This is a genomic window from Mycetohabitans sp. B8 (genome assembly GCF_021991875.1).
In the GTDB taxonomy this organism is placed as follows: Bacteria; Pseudomonadota; Gammaproteobacteria; order Burkholderiales; family Burkholderiaceae; genus Mycetohabitans.
The window spans coordinates 71,711-93,467 of record NZ_JAHLKR010000005.1 but is presented as its reverse complement, the minus strand read 5'-3'; the positions used below and the strand labels follow the sequence as shown (position 1 = coordinate 93,467).

General features: G+C 63.7%; 19 protein-coding genes and 5 pseudogenes. 7 read left to right on the top strand and 17 right to left on the bottom strand.

Annotated elements, in window-relative coordinates:
* Positions 1–73: 73 nt before the first annotated feature.
* Genes KQH60_RS02090 through KQH60_RS02080 form a run of 3 tightly spaced genes read right to left on the bottom strand, consistent with a single transcriptional unit; the run spans position 74 to position 1,981 of the window.
* Complete coding sequence (locus tag KQH60_RS02090; RefSeq protein ID WP_237574936.1) at positions 74–352, bottom strand: biopolymer transporter ExbD; 279 nt, start codon at positions 350–352, stop codon at positions 74–76.
* 13 nt (positions 353–365) lie between these two features.
* A complete protein-coding gene (gene dapB, locus KQH60_RS02085; protein ID WP_237574998.1) occupies positions 366–1,163 on the bottom strand; it encodes a 4-hydroxy-tetrahydrodipicolinate reductase in 798 nt (265 codons plus the stop codon).
* A complete protein-coding gene (locus KQH60_RS02080; protein ID WP_237574935.1) occupies positions 1,163–1,981 on the bottom strand; it encodes an outer membrane protein assembly factor BamE in 819 nt (272 codons plus the stop codon). Before KQH60_RS02080 ends, dapB begins: the two co-directional genes overlap by 1 nt.
* 114 nt (positions 1,982–2,095) lie before the next feature.
* Here KQH60_RS02080 and fur point away from each other — a divergent pair, with 114 nt between their 5' ends.
* Positions 2,096–2,524 (top strand): ferric iron uptake transcriptional regulator, encoded by a 429-nt coding sequence (fur, locus tag KQH60_RS02075; RefSeq protein WP_237574934.1) that lies wholly within the window; start codon positions 2,096–2,098, stop codon positions 2,522–2,524.
* A gap of 80 nt (positions 2,525–2,604) precedes the next feature.
* Here fur and gap read toward each other — a convergent pair whose 3' ends face one another.
* Together gap and tkt are read right to left on the bottom strand one after the other, a co-directional pair.
* A complete protein-coding gene (gene gap, locus KQH60_RS02070) occupies positions 2,605–3,615 on the bottom strand; it encodes a type I glyceraldehyde-3-phosphate dehydrogenase (protein ID WP_237574933.1) in 1,011 nt (336 codons plus the stop codon).
* A 79-nt stretch (positions 3,616–3,694) separates the two neighbouring features.
* Positions 3,695–5,728 carry a transketolase gene (gene tkt / locus KQH60_RS02065; protein WP_237574932.1) on the bottom strand — a complete coding sequence of 678 codons (2,034 nt, stop codon included), beginning with the start codon at positions 5,726–5,728 and terminating at the stop codon, positions 3,695–3,697.
* Between the two features lie 340 nt (positions 5,729–6,068).
* On the opposite strand from tkt, the gene speE reads away from it, so the two are divergent.
* Together speE and KQH60_RS02055 are read left to right on the top strand one after the other, a co-directional pair.
* Positions 6,069–6,911, top strand: coding sequence for a polyamine aminopropyltransferase (gene speE, locus KQH60_RS02060; protein WP_237574997.1), 843 nt, complete (start codon positions 6,069–6,071; stop codon positions 6,909–6,911).
* 112 nt (positions 6,912–7,023) lie between these two features.
* Positions 7,024–7,779: a 16S rRNA (uracil(1498)-N(3))-methyltransferase gene (locus KQH60_RS02055; protein WP_255779004.1), complete on the top strand. Its 756-nt coding sequence runs from the start codon at positions 7,024–7,026 to the stop codon at positions 7,777–7,779.
* Between the two features lie 55 nt (positions 7,780–7,834).
* On the opposite strand, the gene KQH60_RS02050 is transcribed toward KQH60_RS02055, so the two are convergent.
* The 3 genes and pseudogenes from KQH60_RS02050 to KQH60_RS02040 form a co-directional block, all read right to left on the bottom strand.
* Positions 7,835–8,380 carry a barstar family protein gene (locus KQH60_RS02050; RefSeq protein WP_237574931.1) on the bottom strand — a complete coding sequence of 182 codons (546 nt, stop codon included), beginning with the start codon at positions 8,378–8,380 and terminating at the stop codon, positions 7,835–7,837.
* Between the two features lie 8 nt (positions 8,381–8,388).
* Positions 8,389–8,617: pseudogene (locus tag KQH60_RS02045) on the bottom strand (ribonuclease domain-containing protein); the annotation flags it as partial.
* A 705-nt stretch (positions 8,618–9,322) separates the two neighbouring features.
* Positions 9,323–11,632 (bottom strand): NADP-dependent malic enzyme, encoded by a 2,310-nt coding sequence (locus KQH60_RS02040; RefSeq protein ID WP_237574930.1) that lies wholly within the window; start codon positions 11,630–11,632, stop codon positions 9,323–9,325.
* 165 nt (positions 11,633–11,797) lie between these two features.
* Between KQH60_RS02040 and thiL the strand changes: the two genes are divergently transcribed.
* The 3 genes from thiL (at position 11,798) to KQH60_RS02025 (ending at position 13,957) form a co-directional block, all read left to right on the top strand.
* Entirely contained in the window at positions 11,798–12,823 is a 1,026-nt protein-coding gene (gene thiL, locus KQH60_RS02035) for a thiamine-phosphate kinase (RefSeq protein ID WP_237574929.1), read from the top strand.
* Positions 12,813–13,385 (top strand): phosphatidylglycerophosphatase A, encoded by a 573-nt coding sequence (locus KQH60_RS02030; RefSeq protein WP_237574928.1) that lies wholly within the window; start codon positions 12,813–12,815, stop codon positions 13,383–13,385. The genes thiL and KQH60_RS02030 overlap by 11 nt, the downstream gene beginning before the upstream one ends.
* 71 nt (positions 13,386–13,456) lie before the next feature.
* The gene (locus KQH60_RS02025) at positions 13,457–13,957 is read left to right on the top strand and encodes a CinA family protein (protein ID WP_237574927.1); all 501 of its coding nucleotides are present in this window, start codon (positions 13,457–13,459) and stop codon (positions 13,955–13,957) included.
* Between the two features lie 36 nt (positions 13,958–13,993).
* Here the strand turns inward: KQH60_RS02025 and pyrF are convergent, their stop codons facing one another.
* Positions 13,994–14,806 (bottom strand): orotidine-5'-phosphate decarboxylase, encoded by an 813-nt coding sequence (gene pyrF / locus KQH60_RS02020; protein ID WP_237574926.1) that lies wholly within the window; start codon positions 14,804–14,806, stop codon positions 13,994–13,996.
* A gap of 61 nt (positions 14,807–14,867) precedes the next feature.
* Positions 14,868–15,106, bottom strand: a pseudogene (locus KQH60_RS02015) (aldose 1-epimerase); the annotation flags it as partial.
* An 8-nt stretch (positions 15,107–15,114) separates the two neighbouring features.
* Here KQH60_RS02015 and KQH60_RS02010 point away from each other — a divergent pair.
* Positions 15,115–15,392: pseudogene (locus KQH60_RS02010) on the top strand (transposase); the annotation flags it as partial.
* Between the two features lie 274 nt (positions 15,393–15,666).
* On the opposite strand, the gene KQH60_RS02005 reads toward KQH60_RS02010, so the two are convergent.
* The 7 genes and pseudogenes from KQH60_RS02005 to KQH60_RS01970 all read right to left on the bottom strand — a co-directional run bounded on the left by KQH60_RS02005 (position 15,667) and on the right by KQH60_RS01970 (position 21,716).
* Positions 15,667–16,104, bottom strand: a complete 438-nt coding sequence (locus tag KQH60_RS02005; RefSeq protein WP_237574925.1) for a DUF29 domain-containing protein — start codon at positions 16,102–16,104, stop codon at positions 15,667–15,669.
* Between the two features lie 419 nt (positions 16,105–16,523).
* Positions 16,524–16,643, bottom strand: a pseudogene (locus tag KQH60_RS02000) (transposase); the annotation flags it as partial.
* A gap of 135 nt (positions 16,644–16,778) precedes the next feature.
* On the bottom strand, positions 16,779–17,585 hold the full coding sequence (locus KQH60_RS01995; protein ID WP_237574924.1) for an SDR family NAD(P)-dependent oxidoreductase: 807 nt from the start codon (positions 17,583–17,585) through the stop codon (positions 16,779–16,781).
* Positions 17,586–17,648: 63 nt separating this feature from the next.
* On the bottom strand, positions 17,649–17,984 hold the full coding sequence (locus KQH60_RS01990; RefSeq protein WP_237574923.1) for a hypothetical protein: 336 nt from the start codon (positions 17,982–17,984) through the stop codon (positions 17,649–17,651).
* Positions 17,985–18,135: 151 nt separating this feature from the next.
* Positions 18,136–18,660: pseudogene (locus KQH60_RS14970) on the bottom strand (transglycosylase domain-containing protein).
* 78 nt (positions 18,661–18,738) lie between these two features.
* Complete coding sequence (gene aroE, locus KQH60_RS01975) at positions 18,739–19,611, bottom strand: shikimate dehydrogenase (protein ID WP_237574921.1); 873 nt, start codon at positions 19,609–19,611, stop codon at positions 18,739–18,741.
* Complete coding sequence (locus tag KQH60_RS01970; protein ID WP_237574920.1) at positions 19,608–21,716, bottom strand: RNB domain-containing ribonuclease; 2,109 nt, start codon at positions 21,714–21,716, stop codon at positions 19,608–19,610. Before KQH60_RS01970 ends, aroE begins: the two co-directional genes overlap by 4 nt.
* Positions 21,717–21,757: the final 41 nt, after the last annotated feature.

Here is a 21,757-nt window from a genome sequence, read left to right as displayed (position 1 = left end):
GCGCCTCGAGAAAGCCAGGGGAAACGCCGATTATAGCGTCTGCGCGCCCGCGGGCGGCACGCGCTTGCCTGCGTCAGTGCGCGCCGCCACCGACCGGCAGCGTCACGAACGCAATGCGCGTGAGCCCGGCCCGCTGCGCGGCGCTCATCACGCCGGCAATCGACTCGTAGCGGGTCGCATGGTCGGCCCGCAGTTCCAACTGCGCCGGCACCGGCTCATAGGCAGCCTGCGCAAACCGCGTGGACCACTGCGCGGTGTCAACCGGTTGGCCGTCGCAGAACAGGTGCCCGTCAGCATCGATCGACACCTCGATGGTGCGCGACACCGGCGCCAGTTGGGATACGCCGCGCACGTGCGCACGACGGCTAGCGCAGGCCTAGCACGTCCCACATATCGTACAGCCCCGCCGGTCGGCCGGCCAGGAAACGGGCGGCCCGTACCGCGCCCTGCGCGTACGCGAGCCGGTTCGCCGACTTATGCGTGATCTCAATCCGCTCGCCGGTGCCGGCGAACATCACCGTGTGGTCGCCGACGATGTCGCCGCCGCGGATGGCTGAGAACCCGATTGTCGACGGGTCGCGCTCACCGGTCACGCCATGGCGTCCGTACACGGCACAGGATGCCAGCTCACGACCCAACGCCGTCGCGATCACTTCACCCATCTGCAACGCTGTGCCGGACGGCGCATCAACTTTGTGCCGGTGATGCGCCTCGATGATCTCGATATCGTAGCCGGTAGCGAAATGCGCAGCGGCCACTTGCAGCAGCTTCAACGTCACGTTCACGCCCACGCTCATGTTCGGTGCGAACACGATCCCGAGGTTCTGCGCGGCGGCGGCCAACTCAGCCTTTTGCGATTCGGCAAAACCCGTCGTGCCGATCACCATGCGGGTGCCGTGCCGGCGTGCCGTCTTCAGGTACTCAAGGGTGCCCTCGGGCCGCGTGAAATCGATTAGCACGTCTGCATGCGCAAACACGCGCTCCACGTCGTCAGTGATCGCGATACCGGTCTGCCGCCCGGCGAATGCGCCAGCGTCCTGTCCCAGCGCGGCAGCGCCCGCGCGCTCCAGCGCGCCCGACAACGTGACTTCCGGCGTATTGAGCACCGTTTCGACCAGCATTTGCCCCATGCGGCCCGATGCCCCTGCGATGGCAATCTTCATCATTGATGCGTCCCTTGTATGCCGCTGGGCTCCAGCACCGGCTGGTTCTGCAGATCCGCGGCATTGGCCGGCGCCAGGCCAGTGGACGGATCCGGCGACGGTGCGACGCCGGTCGGCGGCAACGCGATATGCTGCGGCGCGACCTGAGCCGTCGCGCGGTTCGCCGCGGTCGCGGCTTCCTCGTTGGCAGCTTGCGACGACGGCAACGCACTCACATTGCTGACGCCACTCGTCGCGGCCGCACCAGCGGTGCCAGGCACCGGCGCCTGCGCAACCGGCGCGCTCGCCGCCGCTGCCGACGCGTCAGCCGCAGCGGCCTTTGCCGCGTTGACCGCGGTGGTCTCGGCTTGCGCTTTCTTCAAACCCTTGCGGTCACCATCGATTTCGGCGATCAACTCATACTCGGATGGCAGCTCGTCGGCCCCTGTCCAGCTTGCCACGCGATCGCCGACGAAATTCACGACCAGGTCTCGCTGCTGCACAACAGAAGTCGAACCGCGCTTGAAATAGAACACATAGTCCCAGCGATCGGCATGGAACAGGTCGGTGAGCAGCGGTGTGCCCAGGACGTTGCGCACTTCGTCGCGGGACATGCCAACGCGTAGCTTCGATGCAGCCTCGGCTGATACGAAGTTGCCCTGCACGACTGTGATCTGGTATGGGGTGATCGAACGCGCGATGCGTTGCGTCAGGCTGTCGTATGTCTTGCATGCACCGAGCGAAGCCACGGCGGCTAGCACGACGACGCGGGCCGTTACCGCAAAGGCGGTGGCGCGCATGCGCGACCCGGAGAAGAACGTTGAACTCATTTCACCCATAAAACGCGTCTGACGCTTTGATCGATTTGGGCCCGGGACACGCGTGCACCGACCGGAATACCCAAAAACCCATTACTATTAGAATTTTGCATTGTACTCTAGGGATGCCTAGCGATGACCAATCCCGCTGACCTCAAGAACATGGGGCTCAAGGCAACCTTGCCGCGCCTGAAGATTCTGGAGATTTTTCAACACAGTTCCGTGCGCCACTTGACCGCGGAAGACGTCTACCGCAACTTGCTCAATGAGGAGCTAGATATTGGCCTGGCAACTGTTTATCGCGTGCTAACGCAGTTCGAGCAAGCCGGCCTGCTCACGCGCAGCAACTTCGAGTCGGGCAAAGCGGTGTTCGAACTGAATGAGGGTACGCACCACGACCATCTGGTCTGCCTGGACTGCGGCCGGGTTGAGGAATTCTACGATCCCGAGATCGAGCACCGCCAGCAGCTGATCGCAAAAGAACGGGGCTTCAAACTACAGGAGCACGCGCTCGCAATGTACGGCTCCTGCACGAAGGAAAACTGCCCGCACCGCAAGTCTTGATCGCGCTGCGCGCCGACAAAAAAGCCGCCTGGCCTGGCGGCTTTTTTTGTCGCACATGCTGCTTCGTGTGCGCTCGCGCGTTACTTCGCGTTGGCCAACGCCACCGTCGTATCGAGCATCCGGTTCGAGAAGCCCCACTCATTGTCGTACCAGCTCGACACCTTCACGAGACGGCCCGACACCTTCGTGAGCGTCGCATCGAATGTCGAGGACGCCGGGTTGTGGTTGAAGTCAACCGATACCAGCGGCGCGTCACTGTAGGCGAGGATGCCCTTGAGCGCGCCTTCCGACGCTTCCTTCAGGATCTTGTTCACTTCGTCCACGCTCGTGTCGCGCGACGCGATGAACGACAGGTCAACGATCGACACGTTGATCGTCGGCACGCGCACCGCGTAGCCATCGAGCTTACCGTTCAGCTCCGGCAGCACCAGGCCGACGGCTGCCGCCGCGCCGGTCTTGGTCGGGATCATGCTGTGCGTGGCCGAGCGGGCGCGGCGCAGGTCCTCATGGTACACGTCAGTCAGCACCTGATCGTTCGTGTACGCGTGGATCGTCGTCATCAGGCCGTTCTCGACGCCGATCTTGTCGTGCAGCGGCTTGACTAGCGGCGCAAGGCAGTTCGTCGTGCACGAGGCGTTCGAGATGACCGTATCCGACGCCTTCAGCACCGGGTGGTTCACACCATAGACGATCGTCGCGTCGACATCTTTGCCGCCCGGCGCCGAAATCACGACCTTCTTCGCGCCACCCTTCAGGTGCGCGCTCGCCTTCTCCTTTGTCGTGAAGAAACCGGTGCACTCAAGTACGACATCCACGCCAAGATCGCCCCACGGTAGCTCGGCCGGGTTGCGGTTCGCGAGCACGCGGATCTTGTCGCCGTTGACGATCATGTAGTCGCCGTCAACCGAGACGGTGCCCGGGAACTTGCCATGCGCAGTGTCATACTGGGTCAGATGCGCGTTGGTCTGGGCATTGCCGAGGTCGTTGATCGCCACGATCTCGATGTCGTGCTTCTTGCCGCCCTCATAATGGGCCCGCAGCGTATTGCGGCCAATACGGCCATAACCGTTGATTGCGACGCGAATCGTCATGTCTATCTCCTAATGGGTAAATGGCAACGCTTCGACCGAGACTGTGCGACGCACGGTCGGCACGTCACACATTCTCGGCTTAACCCAGTACCGACTTCACGGTGTTGACAACGTTATCGACCGTGAAGCCAAAATGCTTGAACAACACGCCGGCGGGCGCCGATTCGCCGAACGTGTCGATCCCGACCACGCCGCCGTCGATTCCCACATATTTGTGCCAGAACCCCGTGACGCCAGCCTCGATCGCCACTCGCGCCACGCCGCGTGGCAGGACGCGCTCGCGCCATTCGGCATCCTGCCGGTCGAATACCGTAGTCGATGGCATCGATACAACGCGGGCGCCGATGCCCACGCGCGCCAGCGGCTCGACGGCGTTCAGCGCGAGCTCGACCTCGGAGCCCGTCGCGATCAGGATCACCTTGCGGGCCGGGATGTCGTCATTCCAGTCGCGCAGCACGTATCCACCCCGGGCGACCGCCGCAATCTGTGCGTCGGTTCGCGCGGAGAACGCCAGGTTCTGTCGGCTAAAGATCAACGACGATGGCCCATGGCGCTCAACCGCCTGCGTCCAGGCCACCGCGGTCTCGACCGTGTCGGCCGGGCGCCACACGTCCATGTTCGGAATCAGGCGCAGGCTCGACACGTGCTCGATCGACTGGTGCGTCGGGCCATCCTCGCCGAGCCCGATCGAGTCGTGCGTGAATACGAAGATCGAGCGGGTCTTCATCAGTGCGGCCATCCGCAATGCGTTGCGGCTGTAATCTGAGAAGGTCAGGAACGTGCCGCCGAATGGCAAGTAACCACCGTGTAGCGCCACGCCGTTGAGCGCCGCGCTCATGCCGAATTCGCGCACTCCGTAGTTGACGTGATTGCCCCATTGCAGCATCGGCGCGCCGCTTTCACGGCCCGCGCGTACCGGCTTGCTGGCCTTCCAGTTGGTCAAGTTCGAGCCAGTGAGGTCGGCCGAGCCGCCCAGCAGTTCCGGCAATGCCGCAGCCAGCGCCTCGATCGCCTGCTGCGACGCCTTACGGGTCGCGACCGTCTCAGCACGCTCGTTAGCGGCGGCGATCAGCCGCTGCGCGGCCTCGGCCCAATGCGCCGGCAGCCGGCCGGCGATGCGGCGCTCAAACTCAGCCGCCTGCTGCGGATACTTCGCCCGATACGCGGCAAAAGCCTCATTCCACTCACGCTCGGCCCGGGCGCCCGTCCCCTTTGCATCCCACAGCGCATAGACGTCCTGCGGGATCACGAAAGGCTCGGCACCCCAGCCGATCGCCGCGCGCGTCGCGGCAATCTCCGCCGCGCCCAGCGGCGCGCCGTGCACGTCGTGGCCGCCGGCCTTGTTCGGCGCCCCCCTGCCGATGACGGTACGGCAGCAGATCAGCGTCGGCTTGTCCGACTGCTTCGCGACGCGGATGGCCGCGTCGACCGCGTCCACGTCGTGACCATCGACCGCGCGGATCACGTTCCAGCCATAGGCCTCGAAGCGCTTCGGCGTATCGTCGGCAAACCAGTGCCCGACATCCCCGTCAATCGAAATGCCGTTGTCGTCATACAGCACGATCAGCTTCGACAACCCCAGCGTGCCCGCCAGCGAGCAAGCCTCGTGCGACACCCCTTCCATCAGGCAGCCGTCACCGACAAACACATACGTGTAGTGGTCGACGATCTTCGCGTCAGGCTGGTTGAATTCGGCCGCCAGCAGCGCTTCGGCCAGCGCCATGCCCACCGCGTTGGCCAATCCCTGACCCAGCGGCCCGGTGGTCGTCTCGATACCCGGTGTGATCCCAACCTCTGGATGGCCGGGTGTCTTCGAATGCAATTGGCGGAAATGCTTCAACTCGTCCATCGGCAAGTCATAGCCGCTCAGGTGCAGCAGTGCGTACAGCAGCATCGACCCATGCCCATTAGACAGCACGAAGCGGTCCCGGTCCGCCCAATGCGGATTGGCCGGATTGTGCCGCAGATGACGTTGCCATAGCGCCACGGCGATTTCCGCCATGCCCATCGGCATCCCCGGATGGCCAGAATTGGCTTGCTGAACGGCGTCCATGGCCAACGCACGGATTGCGTTGGCCATCACGGTGGTCTGGGTGTCGGGCGGGGTTGTCATATCGGGTCCGGACTCAGGAAAAGCAGGGCCGCACGCGTCGCGCGTCGCGGCCGCGCCGGTGCAATGGGAAACGCATGCGGGCACGCCCGCGCGCGAAGCGTCGCAAAGCACGTTATTCTAACAGACGGGCCTGCCGCTGCTTGGCGACGTTGCGCCGCGCCACGGGTGCACGCGCAGATCGCGAACTGCCTGGCCACACTGCCACAACGGCGCCATGCCCCCCCTCGAGGAGTCCTGCCGATTGAAACTGCGCTCGCCATCATCGCGCACGCCGCCGCACGCCGTGAAGCCCGTTGACGCCACGCACGACCCCGACTGCCCGGACGCGCACGGCGGCTCACTGACGTTCCGTCCGTGCGCATATTATGCGTACACGTTCACCGGCGCTCGACGGCTGCAAACAATCGAGTCGGCATATCAGCATATCGAGCTCTGGGATACGCCGCTGCTCGGCAAGCTGTTCGTGCTGGACAAACGCCCGATGACATCCGAGCGTGACGAGTACCTCTATCACGAAAGCATGGTGCATCCCGGCGCGCTGGCGCGGGGGCAGCCTCCGCGGCGCGTGCTAGTTCTCGGCGGCGGCGATGGCGGTGCGGCGCGGCAGTGGCTCAAGTACAAGACACTGGAGTACATCGTCATCGCGGAGCTTGATCCCGCGGTCGTGGCGATGGCGCGACGCCACCTACAACGCGTGCATCGTGGCGCACTCGACGATCCGCGCGTGCAGATCGTCACGGGGGACGCGTTGCACTTTGTGCAGCACACGCAAGAGCGCTTCGACGCGGTCGTGTTCGATTTGACGCCGCCCGATTCGCCGGCCTCAGCGCTGTACACGCGCAATTTTTATGCATTGCTGCGCACACGCATGGTGGACGACGCGGTACTGTCGATCCACGTCGGCTCGCCGCTGTTCCAGCCCGGCCAGGTCGCGACACTGCTCGGCACGCTGCGCGCCGCGTTTGGTCATGTCGCGCTCATGCAGGCGTATGTGCCGTTATACGGCTCGCCGTGGCAGATGGCCGTGGTCAGTGACACATTCGATGCCGGGCAACTGCCCGCGCAACGGGCGGCCGAGCGCGCGGCGCAATGGGGATTGTCCGGGCTCGAATACTATGACCCATCCCGCCACGATGCTTTTTTCATCGAGCGGATACCGGATCGCGGCACGGCGCCGAAATGATGCCACGCCGCGACGCATCGCCGGGCGACGGCTCGCTTGCGCCGCCGCAGTTATGACACAATCCGGGCGGTGCGCACGCGCGCGTCACACGCCACACCCCGCCCTCTCGACAATGACCACGCTATCGCCACCTCGCTTTTTTGTCCCCATGCCGCTGCACAGCGGCCACAGCACGCCGTTGCCAGACGATGTCGTGCGTCATATGCACGTGCTGCGGCTACAAGCGGGTGACAAGGCGATCTTATTCAACGGGGAAGGTGGCCAGTTCGACGCCGAATTGCTTCAGTTGGATAAGCGTTCGGCGACGGTGCAAGTCGGCCGCTTCGACGCACGGGAGGTCGAGCCGCCTTATCGCGTCGTGCTAGCGCAAGGCATTGCCGGGGGCGACAAAATGGACTGGCTGCTGGAGAAAGCCGTCGAACTGGGCGTGGCCGGCGTGATACCGCTGACGACCGCACGCAGCGTCGTGCGGCTGACGGGCGAGCGCGCCGCTCGGCGCCACGCGCACTGGCAGGCGCTGGTGCGGGCCGCATGCGAGCAATGCGGGCGTAATCGGCTGCCCGACGTTGCGCCGCCCACCGACGTCATGACCTGGCTCGAGTCATCCGTGGCTGCGCCCCGTGACAATGCACTGCGTCTGTTGCTGTCACCGCGCGCCGAGCGGCCGTTCGCGGCACTGCCCGACACCACACCTGCTGCGCCGGTCATCGTGATGATTGGGCCAGAAGGCGGGCTGTCGGCCACCGAGGAGGCAGCCGCGATAGCCCACGGCTTCATGCCGCTCGGCCTGGGCCCACGCGTGCTGCGCACCGAGACGGCCGGCATCGCGATGCTGGCCGCGTTGGCGGCACGCTGGGGCGGATGGTGAAAAGCCGGCGTGAACTGCCCACGTCACGCGCGGGCGAGCCGGAAGCCGGACTGCGTCAAGCAAACGAATAGAACACGCGAAAGTTCACCTTCCGCTCGGCCCAGAATTCGGCTGCCTCGCGAAACACATCGAGCAGTGTCTCCCGCGCCTCCTTGTCGAACTTGTGCGTCGCAGGCAAGCCCTCGAGCACGATCACGAATCCAGGTTGCGCTCCCGCCTTGTGCACGACGTCGGTCAGGCAGTCGTACAACGCATCGTAGTTCTTGCCAAAGTGCTTGGGGAAAAAAAACGATGTCGAGATCGTTTCGAGCACTTCCGCCTTCGTCTGCGCGGCCGCGCAATTTGCATACAGGAAATGGTGGCCCAGCCGGGCCGCCTCATTGGCCAGCTCCGGCACGCGGAACGCACGGATCGATTGCACGATGTTCGAGCGCACCGTCTTGAAAAGACTCATGTTTGCCTCGTTGGACAGCAGCGCACCGGCACGGCGCTCACGTTCGGCGTCCTGCTGGCGCAGCACGCGCTGAAACAACCTGCTGTCGTTCAGCGCGAAGATATCGCGCGCGACCCCGGTGCCGTGCGAATAAGTGTTGTCGCTCATAACCGTAGTCATCCCACAATTCGTTTGAAACTCGCATAATGGTCGCCGGTGTAATAGCATTCACCGATATAACACGGCGCTCTCCCGCGGACGATGCTACGTACTCCGCGATGGCGCGCGCGGCGTCTTCACCGTGTGCTCGTGAAAATAGCCACGGAGCCGCACCGGCAGGCGCCGCTCGATATGACCGAACACGTCGCCATCCTTCGGATAAGGGAACGGACGGCCGGCCTGGATCGATTTGAACGTGAACGGTACTTCACCAGGCAGCCCAGCAATCGACACCTCGCCGGGCGTGGCGCCAATGGGCGCGTTTGACGGCGGCGAGTTCGCGCCCACGCAGTGGAAACCAAGCCTGGCACGCTGGTGACGGACACGGTCACCGCAAGCGTGCCGTGACAGAGCCATTTGCCGATCATGTATCTCGTTTCGCGAAGAGGACGCGTACACGACCATTAAAAACGTAAGGTTATCCCGAATGGCCTTAATAATCAATGGTGTTAGGCCATTGCAAGGTTAAATTTTCACGACTAGCACACGGGGCGGGAGTCTAACATCACTAAAGTATCTACGAAGCAATCCAAGTTTGGATGATCGCTGCAGTCATCAAACATTCGCTTGCATCGAGAACCGCGCCTTCACAGCATTCAAATACAGGCGCGCAAACGTTTGCGCAACGGCGTAACGGCTCGCTTTGGCCCCGATGGCGCGACCGACAGGTCGCGTTGGAGCGGTGAAGCATCTGGGTGCTGCGCGTAAATGTCGCACAGCATTGTCGAGCAGTCCGGCGGTTGCCCCCAACCGCCGCCTGCGTGCCTCATCCGTGACACACGCTTTTTTGCATCCGGTTTCGATGCGCTGCCTGATACGGCACATGCCGTGCCGCGGTGGCAGAGCCGTTGCCTGCCGTCCCACGGTTCATCACTCACCCGAGTCCTGGGTTCACCCACCCGATTCCTTGGCGCCCGCGGCCACATCGGCCACCAGCAGCGCGGTCATGTTCACGATGCGCCGCACGGTCGCGGACGCGGTCAGCACGTGTACGGGCTTTGCCGCGCCCAGCAGGATCGGCCCGATCGCGATGTTGTTGCCCGCCGCGGCCTTGAGCAGGTTGTATGAAATATTGGCTGCATCGATGTTGGGTAGGATCAGCAGGTTCGCGTCGCCCTCGAGCGTCGCCTCCGGCAGCACGAACTTGCGCAGATTCGCATCGAGCGCGACATCGCCATGCATTTCACCGTCGAGCTGTAGTTGCGGGGCACGCTGCTGCAGCAACGCAAGCGTGTCGCGCATTTTCTTGGCGCTCGGCGCGTTACTCGAACCAAAATTGGAGTGGGATAGCAGCGCGATCTTCGGCTCGATGCCGAAACGACGCACCTCGTCCGCAGCCATCAACGTGATCTCGGCCAACTCCTCCGGTGTCGGGTCAACGTTCACGTGCGTGTCGACCAAGAAGATCTGCCGGTCTGGCAACACCAGGCAGTTCATCGCCGCGTAGACCGAGCAGCCGGCGCGCTTGCCGATGACCTGGTCGATGAAATGCAAGTGCCGGTGCGTGGTCGAAATCGTGCCGCAGATCATCCCGTCGGCTTCACCCTTGAGTACCAGCATCGAGCCGATCAGCGTGGTGCGTCGCCGCATTTCGACTTTCGCCAATTGCTGCGTGATGCCCTTGCGCGCCATCATCTTGAAGTACGTCTGCCAGAAATCACGGTAGCGCTCATCGTGGTCGGTATTGACGATCGTGAAATCCTGTCCCGGCACGAGGCGCAGCCCGTAGCGCGCGATGCGCTGCTCGATCACCGCCGGTCGTCCGATCAGGATCGGCTTGGCCAGCCGTTCGTCGACCACGATCTGTACCGCGCGCAGGATGCGCTCCTCCTCGCCCTCAGCGAACACGATGCGCTTCTTGTCCGCGTCGATGCCGCGCGCGATCTGGAAGATCGGCTTCATCGTCGTGCCGCTGTGATACACGAACTGCTGCAGATGCTGCCTGTAGGCGTCCATATCCTCGATCGGTCGCGTCGCAACGCCGCAATCCATTGCGGCCTGCGCGACCGCCGGCGCGACTTTCACGATCAGCCGCGGATCGAACGGCTTCGGAATCAGGTACTCTGGGCCGAACGTCAGGTCCTGGATCCCGTACGCCGTTGCCACGATGTCGCTCTGCTCTTGGCGCGCCAGTTCAGCGATCGCGTTGACCGCGGCGACTTCCATCTCCTTGGTGATCGTCGTCGCGCCGACATCGAGCGCGCCGCGAAAAATGAACGGAAAACACAGGACGTTATTGACCTGGTTCGGATAATCGGTGCGGCCAGTCGCCAGGATTGCGTCGGGACGCACTTGGAGCGCGATTTCCGGCAGGATTTCAGGCGTCGGGTTGGCCAACGCCAGGATCAGCGGACGAGCCGCCATCTGCTTGACCATGTCCGGCTTGAGCACGCCGCCGGCAGACAAACCGAGGAACACGTCCGCGCCGCCGATCACATCGGACAGCGTGCGCGCGTCGGTGACCTGCGCGAACAACGCCTTGTCCGGGTCCATCAGCTCCGTGCGGCCCTCGTAGACGACGCCGACCAGGTCCGTGACAAATACGTTCTCGCGCTTCAATCCCATGTCGAGCAGCAGGTTCAGGCACGCAAGCGCCGCGGCACCCGCACCGGAGGCCACCACCTTCACCTCGCCAAGCGACTTGCCGACGACCTTCAGCCCGTTGGTCACCGCCGCGGCCACCACGATCGCGGTGCCATGCTGGTCGTCGTGGAATACCGGGATCTTCATCCGCTTACGGCACTCGCGCTCGACCGTGAAGCAATCCGGCGCCTTAATGTCCTCCAGGTTAATCCCCCCAAAGGTCGGCTCCAGCGCGGCGATCACCTCGATCAGCTTGTGCGGATCCTTTTCGTTCAATTCGATGTCGAACACATCGATGCCGGCAAACTTCTTAAACAGCACGGCCTTGCCTTCCATGACCGGCTTGGCCGCAAGCGGACCGATATCACCCAACCCCAGCACGGCCGTGCCGTTCGACACCACGCCCACCAAATTGCTGCGTGCGGTAAAACGCGCCGCGTTAAGCGGATTAGCCACGATTTCTTCGCACGCCGCCGCCACGCCCGGCGAATAGGCCAGCGCGAGATCGCGCTGATTGATCATTTGCTTGGTGGGCGCGATGGCGATCTTCCCCGGGGTCGGGAATTCGTGATAATCAAGCGCGGCTTCGCGCAGCTTGTTGTTGGTCGGTGTGGACATAAAGGCCTGGCAGTGCGGATTAGAATGCGTAGTCGAGCTGCATTGTAGCGTCATTGGCGGATCTTAGACCGGCGCTGTCCGACCGCCGCCGCGATGCCGACACCGTGCAGCAGCGTCGCGCAAGGCGCGGCGCGCACCCCTGTCATGCAGGCTTCTTCACGCACCATGCCGACATCCTTATCTGAATTCAAACTCGTTGATCGTTATTTTGCCCGCAGTGGGCCACCACGCCGCGACACCGTGCTGGGCATCGGCGACGATTGCGCGTTGCTTGCCGCGCGGCCCGGGCATGAATTGGCGGTGTCCACCGACATGCTGATCGAAGGGCGCCACTTCTTCGCTGACGTCCCACCGGCGACGCTGGGGCACAAGGCTTTGGCAGTCAACCTGTCGGACTTGGCCGCGATGGGCGCCGAACCGCGCGCGTTCACGCTGGCGCTGGCGCTGCCGGATGCGGGCGCAGCGCGCCAAGACTGGCTCGAGGCATTTGCGCACGGACTATTCGCGCTGGCCGATCGCCACGGCTGCGAGTTGGTCGGCGGCGACACCACCGCGGGACCGTTGAACATCTGCATCACTGTGTTCGGCGACGTGCCCCGTGGCCAGGCACTGCGCCGCGACGCCGCCCAGCCCGGCGATGATATCTGGGTATCTGGTGCACTAGGTGACGCGCGCTTGGCGCTGGGCGCGCTGCGCGGAGAATGGCCGCTCGCCGCGCACGCGTTGCCCGCGTTACGTCATGCCCTGCAGATGCCCGAACCCCGTATCGCGCTCGGCATGGCGCTACGGGGCGTTGCGCACGCCGCGCTCGACCTGTCCGACGGGCTGGCCGGGGACTTGGCACACATTCTCAAGCGCTCCCACGTGGCCGCGCGCGTGGATGTCGACGCGCTGCCGCGCTCGGCCGCCCTGCGCGCGCAGCCTCTGTCGATCCAACACCGCTGCGCGATCGAGGGCGGCGACGACTACGAGCTGTGCTTCACCGCGCCGCCCAGCCGACGCGACACGCTGCTCGCGCTCGCCGCACGCATCAGCGTGCCACTCACGCGGATAGGTACAATAGACGCCCTTGCCGATCCACCCGCGGATGACACCACCGCTGTCGACTCGCACGCGGTGCATTGGTGCGATGCGTCCGGCGCCCAGATCGGCACAACTTGGCGCAGTTTTGACCATTTCCATGCAGAATGATCCGTCCCACTCCAATTCGCACCGGCCGCATATCGTGCCGGTGACCCCCGGCAGCACGCCGCCCGGCCCCGACGCCGCGCCGCGCTCACGCGCCACCGTACGCTTCATGTTGTCCCATCCGCTGCACGTGTTGTCGTTGGGCTTTGGCAGCGGCCTGTCACCGGTGATGCCCGGCACGGTCGGGACCCTGTTCGGTTGGCTGTCGTTCATCGCATTGAACCCGTACCTAAGCGTCGTGCAATGGTGGATGCTGATTATTGTCGGCTTTGTCGCCGGATGCGGCTGCACCGGCTTCACGGCGCGACGCATGGGCGTGAAAGACCCGGGCGCGGCGGTTTGGGATGAGATCGTCGCGATCTGGCTGGTGCTGCTGTTCGTCACGCCGGCAAACTTTGCCGGCCAACTGGGCGCGTTCCTAATATTCCGATTTTTCGATATGGTCAAGCCGCCGCCAATCCGCTATTTTGATAGGCGATTGTCAGGCGGCTTCGGCATCATGTTCGACGACATCGTCGCAGCATTCTTCACATTGCTCGTCATCGCGCTGATACGCTCGCTTTGACGCGTCGCGACAGCACGCACGCGATGATGACAGGTGGTTCCCCCTTGCTCGCCAACAACAAGTTTAATTCGATGGCAACTGACACGGTAGTCCACCAACTTGCGATTCGCATTGGCAACCGCTTGCGCGACGAGCGCCTGATGCTCGTCACCGCGGAATCGTGCACCGGCGGCATGGTCGCGACGGCGATCACCGACATCCCGGGCAGCAGCGGCTGGTTCGAGCGGGGCTTTGTGACCTATTCGAACCTGGCCAAGACCGAGATGATTGGCGTGCCGGCTGACATGATCGAGCGCCACGGCGCGGTCAGCGAGCCTGTGGCGCGAGCGATGGCTGAAGGCGCGCTGCGCAACAGCCGCGCCCAACTCGCGCTGTCGATCACCGGCTTGGCCGGCCCGGACGGTGGCAGCGAGGCCAAGCCGGTGGGCACTGTCGTGTTCGCGTGGACAAACCGATTGCATACGGTCAGCGAGATCCAGCTATTGCGTGGGGATCGTGGCCAGATTCGCAAACAGGCGGCCGCACATGCGTTGCGCGGGCTACTCAAGCTACTGGACGAAAAGGAACACTGAGCGAGCCGTCGCCGGCGAGCGCGTCCCGTTGGCCAGTTAGCGATAGGCGTTGATCGCGTCGCGCGTGGCGCGCGCAGCATCGGCCGCGGCCGATGCAAAGTCCTCACCGCTGCGCGCGTACAGAATCGCGCGCGACGAGTTGATCATCATGCCGGTGCCGTCAGCCGTGCGACCGGCATGGACCGTCGCCTCAATGTCGCCGCCTTGCGCGCCGATTCCCGGGATCAGCAGCGGCATCGTACCGACGCGCTGGCGCACCGCATCAATTTCCTTCGGGAACGTCGCACCCACCACCAGCCCGAGCTGTCCGCTGGTATTCCATTGCTCGGCGGCAAGCGCCGCTACGTGCTGGTACAGAGGCTGCCCCCCGATGTCAAGGAATTGCAAGTCCGAGCCGCCCTGATTCGACGTGCGGCACAGCACGATCACGCCCTTGTCCCGATACGCGAGATACGGCTCAATCGAGTCGAACCCTAGGTAGGGGTTGACCGTCACCGCGTCTGCGCAATATCGCTCGAACGCTTCGCGCGCGTACTGCTGCGCGGTGCTGCCGATGTCACCGCGCTTGGCGTCCAGCACCACCGGCAGTCCCGGGTGCCGCGCGTGGATGTGCGCGATCAACGCCTCAAGTTGCTCTTCCGCGCGGTGTGCGGCGAAATAGGCGATCTGCGGCTTGAATGCACTCGCATAGGGCGCGGTGGCATCGACGATGTCGCGGCAGAACGTGAAGATGGCATCGGCGCGCCCGGTCAAATGCGGCGGAAAGCGCGATGGCTCGGGGTCAAGCCCAACGCACAGCAATGATTGCGTGCGCTGCCAGGCGCGCTCCAGAGTAGCAATGAAGGACATGGTCGAATCTGCAAGAAGCACCGCGAACGACGCGGCGGGCAAACCCGTATTCTACTTGCTTAAGCGGACGGCCCGGCCACGCGATGCTTGCGCACGTGCCCCAGCCCGTGAATGCGTGGTTCGACCAGCGTTGCCGGCAGCGGATAGGCGAGCCCGAACTGCCACGCGGCGGGCCTGCACGTGCCGCACCGGCAATCGGTCAGCGCCGGAAAACCAGATACCGGCCGCGGCGACGCACAGCTGCGTATGCGCGTCGCGCGGCAGGAATGGATGCAGACCGGGCCTAAATGGCAAAGCCTCGAGGGCCACCCACGGCCGAAGCGGCGGCATCGGCACTCGATGCCTTCGCGCAAGGCCAGTGGAGGCACAAATTCACCACGGTTGCGGCGATGTGGCAACGCCAATGGGAACAGGTGATTCTCTTCTTCACCTATCCGCCGAGGTGTGTCGAATCATTGACACAACCAACGCCATTGAGAGCATGCACATGCAGTTGCGCAAGGTCGTGAAGACACGGCCACTTCCCGAGCGCCGAAGCCGCCAGCAAGCTGCTATATCTGGCCTTGCACAACCTTGAAAGGATTAGAATATGCCGCCTATTCTCTGGCAGGCTCAAGCACAAGAGTTGACGCCACTCAAGCAGGCAGCCTAGAAGCTTTAGCCGCGGGAATGAAACGCTCTCCTACCCCTGTTACAAATTGCTAGACGTCATACACCAAAAACCGCATTCTTGAAACCCTGCGAAATCGCGTTTCGAAGCCATTCCGAGTGGCTTCCTTACGTCGATCACTCTGGCTTGATTATGCCGATCCGTGACACCTGTCTGCTGGGATACGTCCCTGCATTCAGCCTCTTTTCCGTTATTCAGGAAGAAACGCTTGCGAAAGCACGTTCTCAATGGACCACGGCAATACCTCCGGGAACACATCAAGGTCGAGCCCCGTTTCGTTGCTGGCCATGCTGCGCGCCTTCGACCAGACGAGATCGAGCCACGCCGCGTCGTTGAACTTGCCACGCAGACTCGGCGCTTCGTTCAGCACGTAGGCAACTTCTTTGCGCTGCGTGCTAATCGTGAACTGCCAACTCTTGCTGCGACGCGAAGGCTGAAACCGCCACTTCAGCAGATGAGCCAACAGCACCGACATACGGCTCGCCAATTCGCGCTGTTCGCTCTTGCCCACGTCCTCGATCTCCTCGGCGATATGCTTAACGTCGATAGCGCAGAGACGACCCGCGCGCAACAGCGCCGCTTGCTCGCTTGCCCATGCCACCACGTCCTGTTCGTATCTCGTCCCCATGAACGCACTCCACTAAACACTCAGGTCCATGATATCCCCTAATGGGGAAGTCAGCGAATATACTAATATGGCCGCTTTAAAGGCTTTGTAGGTTAGCTTGTCTCAAATTCCCGGTGGCAGACCCGATACGATGCTGACACCACTGGCGATAACGGCCCCCGCCCCTTAACCTTAATTTGAAGGACTTTTAGGGTCTTCGTCGCTGTCTTGTTGGTTCCGCCACCCATCCCATCATATCGCATCTGCATCGCCTCGTTTTCCTAGCTAGTCGGACCGGAAAAATTCAATGCGCGCAGCGAAAGGCCGTATGATGCCAGCGCTCGGTCTACAGCGTTAAGGCCCTGCGAGGGCCGTGTGATTGGCCTTTGGTGAACTTGTCGGCGACGAACAAAGCGGCGAGCGCATAATTTGTTCGATAACTGGAAGTAGACGTGTTGCACCCAGCGCTCACACACCGACTCGTCGCTCTCGTTGTACGCGTGCTTCAAATACAGCAACCCCACCATCAAGCGAATTGGCAATCGAGGGCGGCCTGCCGTACTCAGACCGCTGCCGGGGCCAGTACCGCTGTCGTGCCGAACAGCTCGACGCATTCCAAAACTTGACTGAGGTGGCACCCTCACCCAGCTGGTTGCGGCATTCCACCCACAATGCAGCCTGGCGGCCCAGCGCGCTCACGCCCAGCCTCCATCGACGATGAATTGCTGCGCGGTGATCATCGCGCTGTCGTCTGCGCACAGGAACAGCGCCATGCGTGCGATGTCCTCCGGCAACAGCTCGCGGTCCAGACACTGTCCCTGCTTGATCGCACGGCGCCCGTCATCGTCCAGCCACAGGCGCCGTTGCTTGTTCGTCATCACCCATCCTGGCGACAGCGTGTTGACGCGGATGCCATGCGGGCCGAGTTCGCGCGCCAGCCCCCGCGTCATGCCATGCACGGCCGCTTTCGCACTCTGGTAGATCGACAGGTTCGCGGTCTTCGTCATCCAGCTGATCGATCCGAGGTTCACAATCGCGCCCGCACCGGCGACCTTCATGTCGGGAACGACCGCCTGCGTCGCGAAGAACTGGTGTCTCAGATTCACGGCAATGCTTGCGTCATAGTATGCCGGCGTCACCTCCCGCAACACATGGCGGCGATCGTTGGCCGCATTGTTCACCAGTGCCGTGAACGGCCCGAGCGCGTCGCGCAGATCGGCGACCGCCTTGCGCAATGCGTCCAAGTCAGTCAAATCGCAAGTGGCGAACACTGGCCGGTGGCGGGAATCGCCCAGGCGGTCGGCCAGCGCCGCGCCGGCACCCGCATCCATATCGATGAAACCAACCTTCGCGTGCTGGGCAGCGAATTGCTCGACGAATGATGCGCCCATGCCGGTCGCGCCGCCGGTGATCAGCACGGCACGGCCGGCAAGACTCGGATAATGAGCAAAACGGGCCGGGGCGGTGGCGCGCTGCTCGGATGCATCGGCCGGTGAAGACATTTTTCCTCCTGATTGCCAATCCAGCGCCGTTCGGTCCAGACGGCCCGCGGCACGGCTTACGCGTCAATCGCGCGTGCCGCGATTCTTCAGAGCGCTCACCCCGCGCACGAACAACCGCTGCCATTCATCGCGTGTAAGGTTGATCATCATCGCCTTCGCGAGCGGCATTCGGTGCCCGGCTCGGGAGCGCCCTCCAGGCCGCGCAGCAACGTCTGCATGCCCGCCTGCTGTGCGGTCAAGCCCAGCGCCATGCTGGCCTGTGTGATCGCATCCTGCTGCGGTGGCAGCGGTCAGCACGGCAAGCCGTGCGGCGCTCGACCAGCTTGCCACGTCACGCCGCGACGTCAGCGCTGCGCCCTGCGCCTGGATTAGGCGGGTCTCATGCCCCGATGAGGTCACTGCGCTGTCTCCATGTCCGGTTGCCGATGTACCGCTGTGTTGACCGCATTGTAGGACGCATGCGGAAAACCTCCAAAATGGGGTGCGCGTGCCCATTGAGTGGGACTCGCGCGTGCCGCGGCAATCCGACTGGTGCGGCAAGGCAGCGTTGCTATCCGGGCAACTTCACCGCACCCATCCTGCACAGGATCACCGCTGCGCGTTGCGCGAGTCCCAGCGCACTACGATGCGCATCGAAATAGCGGGGACACAGCAACATCACCACGAGTCGGGCGCTTTGCGACGCGCTGAGCCTGTCCGCATCCGTGCGAAAGTAATATTGTGCGGCTGCCTGTGCACCGTAGACGCCATTGCCCTACTCAACCGAATCCAGGTAAAGCATCGAAAATGCGTTCCTTGTCGAGCAGCGCTTCTAGCATCCACGTGATGGCCAGCTCTTGGGCCTTGTGGATATAGCTCTGCTCGCGCGCTTGAGGTTTCGCGCGATCCGCTCGCAGGGTACCCACTGCCGAACGAGTGGCTGCGTGAGCGTGCCTGAAGCGCCATTCGTCGGCCCGCATGTAGGCGCTTGTCGGCTTGTCGACGAATCGACGTAACGCCAGATGACAATTTGGGCGGCGTAGTACGCCTGCGTGAAACACCATGCGAACATCGCGACGCCGGCGATGTAGTCCAGCCCGCCTCCCCGTGCAGGCGGGCGGGTACGTTTGCCACCGCGCGCGGGCAGAATGCGCGAGGCCATCCGCACGCCCGCCTACAGCGACGCGCGCAGTGCCGCGAGCACCGGAGCTGGGTCGGGACGCACGCCACGCCAAACAAAGAACGATTCCGCAGCCTGCCGCACGAGCATCCCGAGGCCATCGACAGTATGCGCGCCCAGGCGTGCGGCGTGCTGCATGAACACCGTGGGCCCGGCTGCATACATCATGTCGTACGCGAGCGTACCGGGGCCGACACACGCCGCTGCGAATGCCGGTACGGCCCCATCGAGGCTGCCGGCAGTCGCGTTGATCACGATATCATAGACACCGTGCTCCACGCCCGGCGCGCCGCCTTCCAATGCGCAGCCCGCAGCCCGGGCGAACGCTGCAAAGCGCTCGGTCAACTCGACCGCGCGCGCCGCAGTCCGGTTGACGATCGTCAGCGCGCCGGGCCGACGCTCCAGCAATGGCGGGATCACGCCGCGCGCCGCGCCGCCTGCGCCGAGCAGCAGCACACGCGCGCCGCTGAGCGCAATATGCGGCTGCGCCTCGACGTCCGTGACGAGCCCCACGCCATCGGTGTTGTCGCCAAAGATTTCGATGCGGCCGCCGTCCACGCGGTCAAAGCGCAACGTATTGACCGCCCCGGCCGCCTCCGCCCGCGCGGAACGCCGTGTCGCCAGCGCATAGGCCTGCGGTTTGAACGGCACCGTGACGTTCAGCCCGAGCCCACCGGCCGACATGAAGGCGTCCACGACCTGCGCGAAGCCGTCCACTGGCGCAAGAATCCGGTCATATTCGACCGGCTCGCCCGTCTGCTGGGCAAAGCTCGCATGAATGGCCGGCGACTTGCTATGCGCGACTGGGTTGCCGATCACCGCGTAGCGGTCCGGGCCCTGGCCGCCCGGCGCAGGCGGCGCGCTCATTGCGCCACCTCACCATCATTGCGCGTCTGCGTTGCGTCGCCGCGAACGGCCGCACTCGCATCCGGCTGTGCATCGCCCGGTTGCGCTCGCGCATCGGACGCGTCACCTAGCGTCTGGACGTCATCACCCGCCGCGGCGTCAATGTCCGTTCCGCTGTCCGTGTCCAACGCCCTATCTGCGTCCCCGTTCGTTTCGTCGCCGCCCGTCACGCGCGCCACGTCCAGCACTTCGATGAGCCGGCACGACGCCTCCACGCGCAGCTCGTCGATCGCCCTCACCTCGAGCAGCACACGCGTGCCGCGCGCCTGCACGCCCAACCCCGGCACGTGCAACAGCAGCGGGACTTCCTCGAGTCGCACGACGTCGTCCTTGACAATCGTGGCCACCACCCGGTCGCGCTTTTCTTGCTTGAGCCAGCGCAGACACCAGAAATGCTCCATGAGCCGCTGGTGGTCAGCATACGCGGTATAGGTTTCGTCAAAATTCTGCACGATGGCGTACAGGTCCGCATCCTTCGGCTTGAACGGCGCGGCCAGCTTCGCGGTGACACCATGTCGGACACACGCCAGTAACTGCCACTGATTCACCAAGTCAACATACCGGCGCAGCGGCGAGGTACTCCACGCATACTGCGCCACGCCCAGCCCTTCGTGCGGCGCCGGCGTGGTCTGCATCCGCGTGCGATTGGGACCGAACGCGCGCTGCGCGCGATAAATGCCCGGCACGCCATGCTCATGCAGGAACGCGCCCCAGCGGCTGTTGGCTAGGATCGCTAGTTCCGCGACGATCAGGTCCAACGGCGAACCGCGACGGCGCGGCGTGATGCTGACATGCTCGCCATCAACGTAGAAGTTGTAGTCAACGTTGCGCGGCACCTCGCGCCTGAGACCGTAGCCGATGCGCGCCTGCTGACGTCGCTCGTACAGCGCCTTGGCGAAGGGCCACAGCACCGCGATCTCGTCCTTGTGCGGGTAGTCGCCGGTGCCGGCCTCGAGCGTCTGCTCAGTGATAATCTCGTCCAACACGTTGTGCCGCAGGTTGCTGACCACCTGCACGCGCTCGGCCACCGTCTCGGTCATCACGATGTCCTGTGTGGCGGTGTCGATCATCAGGTACAGCGACAGCGCCGGCCGCAATCCGCCTTCCTTCAGCGTGAACGTGCCGACAAAATCGTCCGGCAACATCGTGATCTTATCGCCCGGCATGTAGACGGTTGACAGGCGTGCGCGCGCGATCGCGTCCACGGCGTCGCCGCGCTCGATGCCCAGCGCGGGCGCCGCGATGTGAATACCAATCCTGGCGCGCCCGTCCGACAGGTGCTGAACCGAGAAGGCGTCGTCGATCTCGGTGGTGGTCACATCGTCGACGGAAAACGCCTGCACGCCGATCGCCTCACCCAGGTCCTCCGGCAACGGACCCGCGTTCAATGCGGGGAAACCGGTACCGTGCGGAAAGTACTCGGACAGGAACCGCGCTTCGTGCAGCGCGCGTGCCGACGGGATGCCGCCGACGTCCAGCATCAGTTGCGCAGCCGACTTACCCAATGCGAGCGCAGCCGCTTCCAGCGCCTTGTATTCAATCGAATTCTTGTCCGCACGCGTGAGCAAGCCAAGCACCTTGCCGTCGAACGCGGCAGGCAGCCTACCGGCCTTCAACTCGTCCTCGTACTGCTGCTGCACGATCGCCTGTTGGCGCCGCCGCTCCAGCGCCGCGAGCGCCATTTTCAACTGCTCTTCGGGCGCGCGCTGGTACTGTCCCCGTCCCTTACGTCGGAAGTAGACCGGCGCGCCGTGCATGCAAAGTACCAGTGCGCTCTTTTGCACGGCATCCGGCGTACCACCGAAATAATCATTGGCCAGGTCGGTGAAGCGAAACTCGTCCGGCGGAGAGATTTCCCATAGGAACTCCAGGTCAATTTCCTTCGCCGCCGCATCGGCCTGTTGAATCAGGTCGGCGGCGCTCGGGCTGTCGAACTCGATCAGCACGTCCTTGCTGCGAACTTTGGCGCGACGTCCACCCGGCAACTCGACCTGGAACGCGTCACCTTGCCGATTCAATACCGTGCCAGCCTTAAAACTACCGGATTCCTCAAAAAAAACGTTCACTCGGTACTCTCGAAACGTGAAGGCCGCGCATGGCGGCCTGG